Annotated in this window: 14 protein-coding genes, 1 tRNA gene, 2 rRNA genes, 1 other RNA gene and 1 other annotated feature; of the genes, 2 read left to right on the top strand and 16 right to left on the bottom strand. The window is 44.3% G+C overall.

Features of this window, described 5'->3' with window-relative positions; genetic code table 11:
* Nucleotides 1–332 precede the first annotated feature (332 nt).
* The 7 genes from QY97_RS17675 to tadA all read right to left on the bottom strand — a co-directional run bounded on the left by QY97_RS17675 (nt 333) and on the right by tadA (nt 4,517).
* Nucleotides 333–599, bottom strand: coding sequence for a pro-sigmaK processing inhibitor BofA family protein (locus QY97_RS17675; protein WP_039238798.1), 267 nt, complete (start codon nt 597–599; stop codon nt 333–335).
* Nucleotides 600–657: 58 nt separating this feature from the next.
* A complete protein-coding gene (locus tag QY97_RS17670; protein WP_039238796.1) occupies nt 658–882 on the bottom strand; it encodes a YaaL family protein in 225 nt (74 codons plus the stop codon).
* Between the two features lie 3 nt (nt 883–885).
* Nucleotides 886–1,482, bottom strand: coding sequence for a recombination mediator RecR (gene recR / locus QY97_RS17665; RefSeq protein WP_039238794.1), 597 nt, complete (start codon nt 1,480–1,482; stop codon nt 886–888).
* 15 nt (nt 1,483–1,497) lie between these two features.
* Nucleotides 1,498–1,812: a YbaB/EbfC family nucleoid-associated protein gene (locus QY97_RS17660; protein ID WP_039238792.1), complete on the bottom strand. Its 315-nt coding sequence runs from the start codon at nt 1,810–1,812 to the stop codon at nt 1,498–1,500.
* Between the two features lie 19 nt (nt 1,813–1,831).
* Nucleotides 1,832–3,535 (bottom strand): DNA polymerase III subunit gamma/tau, encoded by a 1,704-nt coding sequence (gene dnaX / locus QY97_RS17655; protein WP_039238791.1) that lies wholly within the window; start codon nt 3,533–3,535, stop codon nt 1,832–1,834.
* Between the two features lie 128 nt (nt 3,536–3,663).
* Nucleotides 3,664–3,928, bottom strand: an RNA gene (gene ffs / locus QY97_RS20155) — signal recognition particle sRNA large type.
* Nucleotides 3,929–4,025: 97 nt separating this feature from the next.
* Nucleotides 4,026–4,517, bottom strand: a complete 492-nt coding sequence (gene tadA, locus QY97_RS17650; protein ID WP_039238789.1) for a tRNA adenosine(34) deaminase TadA — start codon at nt 4,515–4,517, stop codon at nt 4,026–4,028.
* A 63-nt stretch (nt 4,518–4,580) separates the two neighbouring features.
* Here tadA and QY97_RS17645 point away from each other — a divergent pair, with 63 nt between their 5' ends.
* On the top strand, nt 4,581–5,147 hold the full coding sequence (locus QY97_RS17645) for an isochorismatase family cysteine hydrolase (RefSeq protein WP_039238787.1): 567 nt from the start codon (nt 4,581–4,583) through the stop codon (nt 5,145–5,147).
* Between the two features lie 71 nt (nt 5,148–5,218).
* Here the strand turns inward: QY97_RS17645 and QY97_RS17640 are convergent.
* The 6 genes from QY97_RS17640 to guaB form a co-directional block, all read right to left on the bottom strand.
* Nucleotides 5,219–5,311: transfer RNA gene (locus QY97_RS17640), tRNA-Ser, on the bottom strand.
* A gap of 123 nt (nt 5,312–5,434) precedes the next feature.
* Nucleotides 5,435–6,712 carry a serine--tRNA ligase gene (gene serS / locus QY97_RS17635; protein ID WP_039238802.1) on the bottom strand — a complete coding sequence of 426 codons (1,278 nt, stop codon included), beginning with the start codon at nt 6,710–6,712 and terminating at the stop codon, nt 5,435–5,437.
* A 49-nt stretch (nt 6,713–6,761) separates the two neighbouring features.
* Nucleotides 6,762–6,975: a binding site (T-box leader), on the bottom strand.
* Nucleotides 6,976–7,123: 148 nt separating this feature from the next.
* Nucleotides 7,124–7,711: a pyridoxal 5'-phosphate synthase glutaminase subunit PdxT gene (gene pdxT, locus QY97_RS17630; RefSeq protein ID WP_039238785.1), complete on the bottom strand. Its 588-nt coding sequence runs from the start codon at nt 7,709–7,711 to the stop codon at nt 7,124–7,126.
* A gap of 18 nt (nt 7,712–7,729) precedes the next feature.
* Nucleotides 7,730–8,611, bottom strand: coding sequence for a pyridoxal 5'-phosphate synthase lyase subunit PdxS (gene pdxS, locus QY97_RS17625; protein WP_039238783.1), 882 nt, complete (start codon nt 8,609–8,611; stop codon nt 7,730–7,732).
* 146 nt (nt 8,612–8,757) lie between these two features.
* Nucleotides 8,758–10,101 (bottom strand): D-alanyl-D-alanine carboxypeptidase family protein, encoded by a 1,344-nt coding sequence (locus QY97_RS17620; protein ID WP_039238781.1) that lies wholly within the window; start codon nt 10,099–10,101, stop codon nt 8,758–8,760.
* 171 nt (nt 10,102–10,272) lie between these two features.
* Complete coding sequence (gene guaB, locus QY97_RS17615) at nt 10,273–11,736, bottom strand: IMP dehydrogenase (RefSeq protein ID WP_039238778.1); 1,464 nt, start codon at nt 11,734–11,736, stop codon at nt 10,273–10,275.
* A gap of 107 nt (nt 11,737–11,843) precedes the next feature.
* Between guaB and QY97_RS17610 the strand changes: the two genes are divergently transcribed.
* Nucleotides 11,844–12,824: a YaaC family protein gene (locus tag QY97_RS17610; protein WP_039238776.1), complete on the top strand. Its 981-nt coding sequence runs from the start codon at nt 11,844–11,846 to the stop codon at nt 12,822–12,824.
* Between the two features lie 27 nt (nt 12,825–12,851).
* Here QY97_RS17610 and QY97_RS17605 read toward each other — a convergent pair whose 3' ends face one another.
* The 3 genes from QY97_RS17605 to QY97_RS17595 all read right to left on the bottom strand — a co-directional run.
* Nucleotides 12,852–13,328, bottom strand: coding sequence for a glutathione peroxidase (locus tag QY97_RS17605; protein WP_082090177.1), 477 nt, complete (start codon nt 13,326–13,328; stop codon nt 12,852–12,854).
* Between the two features lie 153 nt (nt 13,329–13,481).
* Nucleotides 13,482–13,597, bottom strand: a 5S ribosomal RNA gene (gene rrf / locus QY97_RS17600).
* Nucleotides 13,598–13,806: 209 nt separating this feature from the next.
* Nucleotides 13,807–13,896 (bottom strand): 23S ribosomal RNA (locus QY97_RS17595); the annotation flags it as partial.

Genomic DNA, 13,896 nt, shown 5'->3' with positions numbered 1-13,896 from the left:
AACTCTCCAAAAAGATGTTTGATTGCTCATAAAATAAATAAATCAAGAATTAACTGGCATGTATTTTGTTCAGTTTTCAAAGATCAATTTCGACGCCGCATTCAAGCGACTATATTATAATAGCAAGTTATTGATTAAAAGTCAATAACTTTTTGTTCGCTTTTGAATTTGTTTCATCAGCGACGTTTAATACTATACCAACTTTAAAACATAACGTCAAGGCTTTTATAAAAAATGTTTTACTGCTGCTTTTCTTAATGAGCAAGCGAGCAGGAAATATTAATAGGCAATAAACGGCACAAAAAAAGCAGCATGGCCGCTGCCCTGCTGCTTCATCCAATAATCCAAATCTGTATAACAGCTAAAGCAGCAACTCCAGCTATGCCAAGAACCCCCGCTACAGCTGAAGTAATAAGATTAATCGGTACATGGATGCCGTGATCGCCTCCGAAGGAATTAAGTAAAAATAAGAAAAATGCTCCTACCGCTAATTTAACCAGCAGGCTTCCACCTAATTTCCATGGCGACAACGGGGAGGAAGCACTGGCTATTAAACTGATTAGCAAGATAAACAGAACAGCCCCCGCAGCTATATACATACAGATTCTCTCCCATTCCTTAAATGAGTTTGTCTACATTTCAAGAATATGAGAGAATCTATTGTTTTATTCGGATGTTTCTTCTTTTCGCTTCCCTGAATAAGAAAAAATACTTGGCTTCGTAAATCTTTGCTTGAGCAACCAGCTCATCACTCGGCTCGACACTGAGTCGAATTACATTCTGATATCTCATCCATTCTTGGCGGTAGTGTTCAAGCAGCCGTATAAGCTGTTCATCATGCGAAGCATCTAGCTTAGCTTTTCCCTTTTTTCGAAAAAGCACAGCCTACACGTCCCTTCTGCCTTCTAGCGCCTTAGACAAAGTGACCTCATCTGCATACTCCAAGTCGCCTCCCACCGGCAGGCCATGGGCGATGCGGGTTACACGGATGCCCGACGGTTTTAATAAACGAGAGATATACATAGCCGTTGCCTCGCCCTCAATATTCGGGTTCGTTGCAAGAATGACCTCTTTAATCGTTTCATCCTGCAGGCGCTTTAGAAGATCCGGCACATTAATGTCTTCTGGCCCAATCCCCTCCATCGGAGAAATCGCTCCATGTAAGACATGATACAGCCCGTTATATTCCTTCATCTTCTCCATGGCGATGACATCTTTCGGATCTTGCACGACACACACTAAGCTGCGATCACGCCGCATATCTTCACATATCGAACACGGGTCTTTATCGGTAATATGACCGCATACTGAGCAGTACGTTAGGTCTCTTTTGGCGTTTACTAATGATTTAGCAAAATCCAGGACATCATCTTCCTTCATATCGAGAACAAAAAACGCCAGACGGGCCGCTGTCTTCGGCCCAATGCCCGGCAATTTCATAAAGCTATCGATCAGCTTCGTGATCGGCTCAGGATAATACATAATGTGTACAACCTCCTAGAAAGGCAGGTTCATCCCTTTTGTGAATTGTCCCATAGTCTGGTTTGTTTCGTCGTCCACTTTTTTCAAAGCGTCGTTTGTTGCAGCCAGCACTAGATCTTGAAGCATTTCCACATCATCGGGATCCACCGCTTCTTCTTTAATGATTACATCCAATACTTGCTTTTGGCCGGACATTTTAATGGTTACCATACCTCCACCTGCTGTCCCTTCAAACTCTTTAGACGCAAGTTCTTCTTGTGCCTCTGCCATTTTCTTCTGCATCTTTTGCATTTGCTTCATCATGTTTTGCATATTTCCCATACCGCGCATATTAATCATCCTCCATTTATTAATCTTTTACTTCAAGCAGGTCTTCTCCCACAAGCTTTAAGGCCTCAGCAATTAACGGATCCTCTTCCTCAGACTTTAGGGATTCCCCCTGTTCATCCTGACCTGCCTTTTGGGTGCTGATAAAATTCTTTCGAATACTCAACCAAGACTCTTCCGGCACACAAACAACTTGATAGACATTGCTCGTCAGCTCTTGGAGAATCGAGGAGACCGCTTGCATGAATTGGTTGTTGTCTGACGCCATCTGACAGTGTATTTCATATTTGAATTTTAGCACGAAGGCTTCCTTAGAAGCTGCCACTGGCTCTGCATCATTCAACAAAGCCGCTTGTGAACGCATCTGGCGTTGATTGAGAAGCTCCAGCATATCCGCCCAGCGGCTTTTAATAAGCTGAATATCCTGTTTCGTTGCCTCAGAGAGCACATTTTCAATTTTCCCGACAGGCGCTTTAAAGCCTTTAGAAGAGCGGCTTGGGCGCTTGGCTCCTCCCTGATTACTTGCTGGTTCAGAAGCCTGAACCTGAGGCTGGCTCTTCAGCTGCTGCAGTTCCTTTTCGAGCATCTGAATGCGACCAATTAGCTCCTGAACTTCCGGCATACTTGCTGAAGCACTGGCTGCCCGAGGCTGACACAGCTTCACAAGTGCTACCTCTAAATGAATTCTCGCATGGCTGCTGAATTTCATTTCCTGCTGAGTTTGATTTAGCACATGAATATACTCATATAATTGCTCTAGCTCGATCTTCTGGGCAAGAGAAGCGAAGGATTCATCCACCATTACCCGTTCCATCGATTCTTCCAGGTTAGGAGCTGTCTTATAGAGAAGCATATCGCGGAAGTAGAGAACAAAATCTTCGGCAAACCGCCCCGAATCTTTCCCCTGCATAAGAAGCCGTTCAAGAACTCGAAGGGCAGAAGCAGCATCCTGTTCCACCATGGCCTGTGCCAGTTCATTAAGCATTTCCTGGCCTACCGCTCCTGTAACTGTTAGAGCATCTTCCTCCGTTAAGCGGTCACTGCTATAAGAAACCGCCTGATCAAGTAAACTAAGCGCATCACGCATGCCGCCTTCTGCTGCCCGTGCGATAATAGGCAAAGCCTTCTCCTCGTAGTCCATCCCGCTATCTCTCAAAATCAGATCCATTCGATTGACAATGTCCTGCGACGTAATTCGCTTGAAATCAAACCGTTGGCATCTTGAAATGATTGTTAGAGGGATTTTATGAGGCTCGGTTGTCGCTAGAATAAACATAACATGCTTCGGCGGTTCCTCGAGGGTTTTTAGCAATGCGTTAAACGCTCCGGTGGAAAGCATATGCACTTCATCAATAATATATACTTTATATTCTACTGAGCTTGGTGCGTATTTCACTTTATCTCGTATGTCCCGAATTTCGTCAACGCCATTGTTAGAGGCCGCATCGATCTCGATGACGTCCTGGATCGAGCCATCCGTGATCCCCCGGCAAGAGGCACACTCATTGCACGGTTCAGCTGTTGGCGCTTGTTCGCAGTTTACAGCCTTTGCCAAAATCTTCGCCGCGCTTGTTTTTCCTGTTCCTCTTGGCCCTGAAAACAAGTACGCATGCGATATTTTCTGTTGAAGGAGGGCATTTTGCAGCGTTTTTGTTACATGCTCCTGGCCAACCACATCAGTGAACCTTTGTGGTCGCCATACGCGATATAATGCCTGATAACTCATTGTTCCCCTCCTTAATTTCTTCGCATTTCTCTACTTTACATTATACCTTATCCCTATAGGTTTTTCCAAAGTTCGCACAAAAAAACTCACCCGTTTAGGATGAGTTGTTATTTAAACTTATTTAACTGCCGTGCACCTTCCGTCGACTTCTAACCATAAGCGTTACTTAAGCAGTTAGCTCGGCTCAGGCTGCCCTGCGGCACATGGGAGAGTCCACTTAATGCTGCTTCCTTCCGGACCTGACATGGTTCATGGGTTCCCATTGCGCAGGACCCAAGCGTCAACACCACTTACTTAAGGCAGACCTTACAGTTAGGAAGCCTCGGGAAGGGATTCAGTCCCGCTAGAGCGGATTGCGGGTACAGGGCACCGCTACCTCCCCACCTAGCACGGCAAAATTGATACCATTGTCAATGCGTCAAAAGATATTATCTCTTCGACACAAAACCTATTGTAACGTAAAGAAGAGAAAAAAGCAAGACCTGCTCTTTTATTGATGCTTAGCTTTATTTTTTTCTTCTTTCTTTCTGCGACGAATTTCCTTAAAAAAGCTGCTCAGCATCGACCCGCACTCCTCCTCCATCACGCCGGACACCACCTCACTCTGATGATTAAACCGTTCATCCTCCAGTAAATTCATCAGCGTACCGGCACAGCCGGCTTTCGGATCCTTTGCTCCGTATACGACGCGTTCTATTCTCGAAAGAAGAATGGCTCCGCTGCACATGGGGCAAGGTTCAAGGGTAACATATAGTTCAGCTCCTTCCAGACGCCACGATCCTGCTCTTTTACAAGCATCCTGTATCGCGAGAAGCTCTGCATGAGTCACAGCATTTTGACTGGTCTCCCTTAAATTATGAGCAGCAGCGATCACTTCTCCATCCAGCACGACTATAGCGCCGATGGGCACTTCTCCAAGGTCAGCCGCTTTCTTTGCTTCTTCGATCGCCAGGTTCATATAAAATTCGTCACTTTTTTTCATTTCACCGGCTCCTTTTTACTAAATTGGGGTATGAATGAGTAGAGAGAAAAGGAGGACGCGCACGTGGAAAGAAGGAATAAATACGCATTGCTTATTATCGACTTAATCAACGATTTTGATTTTCAAATGGGAGAACCTCTCGCCGAAAACACATTAGATATTTGCCCATCCGTCGTCAAATTAAAGCAATTCTGCAAACAGCAGGATATTCCTGTTATTTACGTAAATGACCATTACGGCATCTGGAAAGCTGATCTGGATGCCATTTTGGATTACGCATCGAATGATCGAAGCGAGCCTATTATACAACAAATCAAGCCTGAATCGGATGATTACTTTTTAATCAAGCCTAAGCACTCTGCATTTTACGGTACCGCATTAAATACTCTTTTGCATGAAGTAGGAGCTGACTCCGTCATTGTAACTGGCGTGGCAGGGAACATCTGCGTGTTCTTCACAGCGAATGATGCTTATATGCGGGAATACAACATCTGTGTGCCAAAGGATGCTATTGCCTCTGAAACAGAAAAAGACAATCACTATGCACTTGAAATGATGAAAACAGTGTTAAATGCCGATACACGAAAAGTCGATCAATTCATCGAAGAATATAAAGCACCTTTTTTATAAAAACAAGAAAAAAATCCGCTGCCCGAAAGCAGCGGATTTTGTCATCTCCAATTTATATGCGTTTTAAATAATGGCGGAGGAAGAGGGATTCGAACCCCCGCGCGGTGTAACCCGCCTGTCGGTTTTCAAGACCGATCCCTTCAGCCAGACTTGGGTATTCCTCCGTATCGACATCACTTAATTTATCATATGCTTTTTTGCATTGTCAACTGATTTTCTAAGGAAAAAGCGAAGAGGCTCCCGGCTGACTATCCGCAAGCAGAGAACCCCCTCACCTAGTGTATTAATTATTTAGAGATTTTTTCTTTTCCACCCATATATGGACGAAGAACCTCAGGGATAACGACGCTGCCGTCCGGCTGCTGGTAGTTTTCCAGAATAGCCGCTACTGTACGGCCAATCGCCAAGCCTGAGCCATTCAGTGTATGAACATGCTCTGGCTTGCCGTTCTTCTCGCGGCGGAAACGGATGTTTGCACGACGCGCCTGGAAGCCTTCAAAATTACTGCAAGAAGAGATCTCGCGGTACGTATCATAGCTTGGAAGCCATACTTCAAGATCATATTTCTTCGCTGCTGTAAAACCAAGATCCGCTGTGCACATGCTCATCACACGGTATGGAAGGTTCAAAAGCTGCAGCACTTTCTCCGCATGGCCTGTTAATTTCTCCAGCTCTTCATAAGAATCCTCCGGTTTAACAAAACGGACAAGCTCCACCTTGTTAAATTGATGCTGTCGAATTAGTCCCCTCGTGTCCCGTCCGGCAGAACCCGCCTCAGAACGGAAGCAGGCGCTGTAAGCTGCATAAGCGATCGGGAGCTGCTCTCCATCCAGGATTTCGTCACGATAATAGTTCGTCACCGGTACCTCCGCCGTTGGAATAAGGAAATAATCCTCTTTCTCGATTAAGAAAGCATCCTCCTCGAACTTCGGCAGCTGTCCTGTACCTGTCATGCTCGTCCGGTTGACCATATATGGCGGAAGAATTTCTTCATAGCCGTGATCCTCTGTATGTAGATCCAGCATGAAGCTGATTAAAGCCCGCTCCAATTTTGCTCCCGCCCCCTTGTAGAAGACAAAACGGCTTCCTGTTACCTTGCCAGCACGCTCAAAGTCGACGATACCAAGCTCATCAGCAACCTCCCAATGGGGCTTAGCTTCGAAATCAAACTGCGGCACCTCGCCCCATTTGCGCGCTTCCACGTTATCGTCTTCTGTCTCCCCAACCGGTACGCTTTCATGGGGGATGTTCGGCATCGTTAATAGCACATGATTAAACTCTTCTTCTATTGTGTTCAATTCCTGGTCAATTTCTTTAATGCGGTCGCCAACCTCGCGCATCTCTTTAATTAAATGGTCGGCATCCTTCTTTTCACGCTTCAGCTGGGCAATTTCCTGGGAAACATTGTTTCTTCTAGCCTTTAGTTCTTCTGTTTCCGCAATCAATGAGCGGCGCTTTTCATCCAGCTGTTCAAAGCTATCTAAAGCAGATAGATCCTCACCGCGATGCTGCAAGCGTTTCTTTACTTCTTCAAAATTAGCGCGTAATACTTTCACATCTAACACGTTGATTTCCTCCTTTTTCTTTTCTGCAAACAAAAAACTCGTCCCCTGAAAAAGGGACGAGTTTTACCCGCGTTGCCACCCTAGTTGAAAGCTTTTGGCTTTCCACTTGAACGTATAACGGCTTCTGCCGGAAATGCCTACTAGAAAAACCGTTCAGCATTTCTCTCGAGGATGGATTCACAAGTGCCTCCGACCGGTTCTCACCCACCACCGGCTCTCTGAGCAGATGACTGCTTGCTACTGCTTCCTCTCAACGATTTATACAATATGGAAATGATATAAATTAATGTACTATATTCCTCGCCGGGAAGCAAGCGGACAGAAACTGCTCAGGAACTTTCCGTTTTTCTTCCCATGCCTCTTATAAAAAGGGAAAAAGAGAGCTGGCATAAAGCCAGACTCTCTCCATCATTAAACATGAGCTAATTTTGCTTGTTCCGCCATATGAACGAAGTACTCGGTCAGCCGATGATCATCCGTTAATTCCGGGTGGAAGGAGCAGCCTAGGTAGTGACGATCTCTTGCTGCTACAATTCTCCCCTCATATTCAGCTAATACCTCTGTATTTTCCCCAACGGAGACGATATGCGGTGCCCGAATGAAAACGGCGGTGTAGCAATCTGCTGCGCCTTTCACCGCTAAGTCTGCTTCAAAGCTTTCCTTCTGCCGTCCAAATGAATTACGTTCAACCGTAATATCCATTAAACCAATGTGTGGCTCATCATAGCCTACAATATCCTTAGCCAGCATAATGAGCCCAGCACAAGTACCAAACATCGGCTTTCCTTGGCCGCCAAATTCTCTTAACGGTTCCATGAATCCATAGCGGTCGATCAGGCGGCGCATCGTTGTGCTTTCCCCGCCCGGAAGAATGAGTCCATCCAGCTCACTCAACTGCTCAACCTTTTTTACTACTATGCCCTCTGCACCACTTGCTTCGATGGAGCGAATATGTTCTCGAACGGCCCCTTGCAGCCCCAATACACCGACCTTCACCATAACTGCTTCCTCCTTCTCTTACCAGCCGCGATCCTGCATACGCTGTTCAGGTGCAAGCGATGAAATTTCAATGCCCTTCATAGCTGTACCCAGCTCTTTAGAAAGCTCGCCAATTAGTTCATAGTCTTGATAATGAGTGGTTGCTTCTACGATCGCTTTTGCAAACTTCTCTGGGTTATCAGATTTAAAAATACCTGAACCAACAAATACGCCGTCTGCGCCAAGCTCCATCATAAGAGCTGCATCTGCCGGTGTAGCCACACCGCCAGCCGCAAAGTTCACAACTGGCAGGCGGCCTTCACGCTTGATTTCTTTTAGTACTTCAAACGGTGCACCTAACAGCTTTGCCTCTGTCATTAATTCATCATCATTCATGTGCACAATCTTGCGTACCTGCGCGTTCACTTTGCGGATATGACGAACAGCCTCGACAATATTCCCTGTTCCTGGCTCTCCTTTTGTTCTCAGCATAGAAGCACCTTCGCCGATACGGCGGGCAGCCTCTCCTAAATCACGGCATCCGCAAACAAATGGAACGGTGAATTCGCTTTTCAGTAAATGGAATTCTTCATCCGCTGGCGTTAGTACTTCACTTTCATCAATATAATCTACGCCCATCGCTTCTAATACACGGGCCTCGACAATGTGGCCAATACGTGCCTTTGCCATAACTGGAATAGAGACAGCTTTCATTACTTCTTCTACAATGCGAGGATCCGCCATACGAGCTACACCGCCGGCCGCCCGAATATCAGAAGGCACTCGCTCTAGTGCCATAACGGCTACTGCGCCTGCTTCTTCTGCAATTTTTGCTTGTTCAGCGTTGATAACGTCCATAATGACGCCACCCTTTTGCATTTCTGCCATTCCCCGTTTTACACGATCTGTACCTGTATTCATATTCTCCCTCTCCCTTGTATGTATTATTTTTATGCTTGCAACTAAGTCATTCTTACAATTCCTATTAGTCCAAACATTTTAGTTTTTCGATAAATAATAATAAACACGAAAAATCACCTTCTGTCAAGATCAGAAGGTGATTTTTATTAAAACCAACCAGTTACCATATCAGCAGTAGCCGTCCAAATCCCTGAGAAAAAGCTGCCAACTGCCCTCATGGATAAAACAAACCAATTCGCCTTTTCCATTGATTCGGCAGCTTTCATTGATACTTCGGCTTGTTTTTTCTCTTCAGCTGTTAAATAATTTATTTCAGTCCCCTTTTCAGGTGTTACTTGCAGAAAACCAACCACTTCACCTTTTTTCAGCGGTGCTGTCGGGTTTTCATCTTCTTCCTTTTCCGAACCTTTTAGAGATAAACTCTTTTTAAAGTTCGTTTTTTTCGCTTTCGGCGTGTAAATCACTAATGATTCTCCCGCCTGTATAGCCACTTCTTTTTCTTTCCCTTTACTTACTTCAACAGTTTCAAAGCCTTTAACGCTCTCTCCTTCTTTGATGACCTCTTGCCGGTCAAACTGATTGAAGCCGTAATTCAGCAGTTTCTCCGTTTCTACAAAGCGTGCTTCATAGGAACCTTTTCCGTTTGCATCCGTGGCATCCAGCACAACAGCGATCAGCTTTTGCCCATTCCGTTCAGCGGTGCCTGTAAAGCAGTAACCGGCAAAATCTGTCGAACCTGTTTTCAGACCCGTCATGCCTTCATAGCCGTAGACTAATGAAGGAAGCATCCAGTTCCAGTTCTTCATCTCCGTGTGGTCAACTGTTCCTTCACGGAAGATCTTTTGCGGTATGCTCGCTGTTTCGAGTACTTCAGGATAGTCTTTTAGTAGTTTATACGCTAGTTTAGCTGTATCTCTTGCTGACATGAGGTTATCGTCCTGACTTGCGTTAGAGGAAGGGTGCATGCCTTTTAAATCCTCTTTGCTCAATCCTGAGGAATTGACAAAGGTATAGTTCGTTAAACCTAATTCTTTTGCTTTCTCTTTCATTAACTGCACAAATTTCTGCTCGGTACCAGCTATCATTTCAGCTAAAGCAATCGTGGCTCCATTCGCTGAGTAAATGGCCATGGCATCATACAATTCCCGAACATTATATGTTTCTCCTAAACGGAGAGGTACATTCGATAGATTGGTATCTTTCGAGACTTGAGCCACATATTCACTAACAGTATATTCATCGTCCCATGACAGCTTTTTCTCACCTATGGCTTCAAGCAGCAAGTACTCTGTCATCATTTTGACCATGCTGGCTATCCCTAGCTGCTCGTCCGCGTTCTTCTCATAGAGCACTTGTCCTGTGTCTGCATCAATCAGCATGGCAGCTTTCGCATGCACTTGTAATGGCTCTTCTGCTTGGGCACTTACCGGCTGTGCTAACACACTTACGGCAAGCAGCAAGCTGAACATAAAAGCAATATACTTTCTCATCCTTCGATTTCTCACTTGTATACCCTCCAGCTTTTTTTCACATATTCGTTATTGTAACATAAACAAGTTTTCGGAAATATAGGAACAAGATAACTTATATATGGGCTGCTTTTCCTTCTAAAACGCATAAAAAAAGCTGCTTGGGGCTTTCCCAAGCAGCTTGTTCGTTTATCATAAAGAATAGTTTGGTGCTTCCTTTGTAATTTGTACATCGTGCGGGTGACTCTCTCTCAAGCCTGCACCCGTCATGCGGATAAATTGAGCATTTTCACGAAGTTCAGTAAGGTCTTTTGTTCCGCAGTAACCCATACCTGATCTTAAACCACCAGTTAATTGATATAGTGTTTCAGCTACTGGACCTTTATATGGAATACGTCCTTCGATACCCTCTGGAACAAATTTCTTTGCGTCTTCTTGGAAATAACGGTCTTTTGAACCTTTTTCCATTGCCGCCACGGATCCCATACCGCGATATACTTTAAACTGTCTTCCTTGATAAATTTCTGTTTCGCCCGGGCTTTCTTTCGTACCGGCCAATAGGCTGCCGAGCATAACTGCATGTCCGCCGGCTGCTAATGCTTTAGCAATATCGCCAGAGTATTTAATTCCTCCATCTGCAATGATTGCTTTACCGCGCTTACGGGCTTCTGTTGCACAATCGTAAACCGCTGTAATTTGTGGAACTCCTACACCAGCCACAACACGAGTCGTACAGATCGATCCTGGACCAATACCAACCTTGACGACATCAGCCCCTGCTTCAAACAATTCTCCAGTTGCTTCAGCTGTAGCCACGTTTCCGGCAATGATATTTAAATTAGGGTAAGCTGTGCGAATCTCTCGAACAGTATTGAGAACACCCTCAGAATGACCATGAGCTGTATCGATGACGACAGCATCTACATTCGCTGCTACGAGTGCTTCTAAGCGCTTCATCGTGTCTTTTGTAACACCTACAGCTGCACCAACCAACAATCTGCCTTGGCTGTCTTTAGCTGAGTTAGGAAACTCAATAACCTTCTCGATATCTTTAATGGTGATTAAACCCTTCAGCTTTCCTTCATCATCAACTAGTGGGAGTTTTTCGATCTTGTACTTTTGCAGAATTTTCTCTGCTTCTTCAAGGGTCGTGCCTGTTGGAGCAGTGACAAGGTTTTCTCTCGTCATTACATCACTAATCAAAATAGAGTAGTCCTGAATAAAGCGCAGGTCACGATTGGTAAGAATCCCAACCAGCTTTTGCTCTTGTTCATTGTTGACGATTGGCACACCGGAAATACGGTACTTGCCCATCAGATGTTCTGCATCAAATACTTGATGTTCAGGTGTGAGGAAGAATGGGTCAGTTATAACACCACTTTCCGAACGTTTTACTTTGTCCACCTGTTCCGCTTGCTGTTCAATACTCATGTTCTTATGAATAATGCCAAGTCCGCCTTGACGAGCCATAGCAATAGCCATTTCAGCTTCTGTTACAGTATCCATGCCAGCACTGATTAATGGAATATTTAATTTTAATGTATCAGTTAAAGCTGTCTGTAAGCTTACGTCTTTAGGCAACACATCAGATTTTGCAGGCACTAACAATACATCATCAAACGTTAACCCTTCCTTTGAAAACTTATTTTCCCACATTTTATAAGCCTCCTGGTCCAAAATATTATTAGTAGGTTATCAATTGGATAAAATACTGTCAAGACATGTTTGATATGTTAGACTCTTTAGAAAATTCGGAGGAGAATATGAACAAACGTTTTTTGCAAATAAACAGCGATTTAATCGCGTATCAAAACGCTGCTCACGCAAAAGGTTTTTTGCTTCAATGTTATCAAATGCAAGGCCTCTCCAATGCAGAAGAGGCAGCTTATACAAATTGTACTCGTTTCGTTTACAGCCTGGAGCACGGAGATCTTTATCTAAATCAAGCCTTTCAATCTCCGCCTGCCATTCAGCCTGCTCTTGCCTTTTATGGACTAAGCCACTATATTAAGGCCTGTTTGCTTACTGTGGATGCAGATTACCCGGCCACCGTTCAAGTACTGGCTCATGGACTTTCAGCAAGAAAACGGAAAAAGCAAAATTATTCTTTTTTGCAGGATGAAGTCCGTACCCAGCGCTATGGCCTATTCACCCACTTTAGTAACAAGATGTTTCACGTGGAACATCTAGAAGGTACGAAGCTTAAAATGAATGCTCTGCTCAAACAAGTACCCGAGCTTTCTTCTATTTTTTCTTTTCAATCGGGAAAAGCTCCCTTTGAAAAGGTGCAACAAAAGGACGAAAATTATGCAATCCCTATTCAATTATTAGATGATTATCAAATGACAGAGCATCGATTTTCAGAATTTCTGGAAGCAAAAACGATGGGAAGGGTTAATGTTATAGGAGCAGATAAGCATCTGATCTACTTAAAACCATTAAGCCTTTCATTAAGCCCACCCTTTCGCTTTCACTTTTTTACAAATGAATGGGTATTCTCAAAGAGCAAAGAAAGCGAGGCTTTTTATCCTGAACTGCTGATTTACTATTCTCTGCTCTACAATTTAAGCATGATTGCCCGGTATGAAACAGAATGGTGGTACGACCTGTTGAAGCATGCACCGGGAAAAGAGTATTCTTTAATCAAATATTTCACAGAAGTATCCATTCAAAAAATTCCTCTTTTAATCGCTCAGTTTCTGCATACACAAAAAAATAAGCCCTCAAATAATGAGAGCCAATAAGGAAGGCTTGTTGCTGCCGCTGCCTTCCTATAGTATCTTTTTCAAGTCCTTTTCAATTTCAGCTGCAGATGAGCTTGGAGCATAGCGTCTTACCACTTTTCCTTCACGAGTAATCAAAAACTTGGTAAAGTTCCACTTAATTGACTTTGTCAGCAAGCCTGGCTGCTGAGAGGTTAAATAAGCAAATAGTGGATGGATATGCTCCCCTTTCATCTTCACTTTTTGGAAAATAGGAAAAGTCACACCGTAATTTACTTGGCAATATTCAACAATCTCTTCAGATTTCCCGAATTCTTGAGTAAGAAAATCATCACTCGGAAACCCCAACACTGTAAAGCCCTGCTTCCGATACTTTTCATACAGCTCCTGAAGTTCGATTAATTGGGGAGTAAAGCCGCATTTGCTGGCCGTGTTGACAATTAACAGAACGTTTCCCTTAAAATCAGCCATAGAAATTGATGTGCCTTCTGCATTCGTAACATGGATATCATAGATAGAGGTCAATGGTCTATCCCCTTTTGATGAAAATAATAAAAATGCTTCCTTTTATCCATTATAACCCATTCACTTATTTACACGCCCTTTTCTAGCTCTTTTACCTGGCTGATAAATAAAAAAACACAAAAAAGAACAGTCCTAAGACTGTTCTTGTCAGGTGCCTGGCAGCGTCCTACTCTCACAGGGGGAAGCCCCCAACTACCATCGGCGCTGAAGAGCTTAACTGCCGTGTTCGGGATGGGAACGGGTGTGGCCTCTTCGCTATAGCCGCCAGACTGTATAAGGTTGAAAGAACGTTGTTCTTTCAAAACTGGATAATATGCTTGGGAAGTAACCGGCAATACCTTGCCATTTTGTTGTGTGTTGTCCAGCTCCGGCTCCTCGACACTCGAGTCAAATAACCGTCCGCTTCCAAGGCTTAGCGCCTCTCCAGCGTCCAAACATTTGCTTGTCGTGTCTATGCAGTCGCCTGTGCTTTTCTGATTAGGATAAGTCCTCGATCGATTAGTATTCGTCAGCTCCACGTGTCGCCACGCTTCCACCTCGAACCTATCTACCTGATCATCTTTCAGGG

Origin of the sequence: Bacillus thermotolerans, from assembly GCF_000812025.2 — a bacterium.
Classification (GTDB): domain Bacteria; phylum Bacillota; class Bacilli; order Bacillales; family Domibacillaceae; genus Quasibacillus; species Quasibacillus thermotolerans.
The sequence above is the reverse complement of the archived record's forward strand: the minus strand, read 5'-3'. Positions and strand labels throughout refer to the sequence as shown.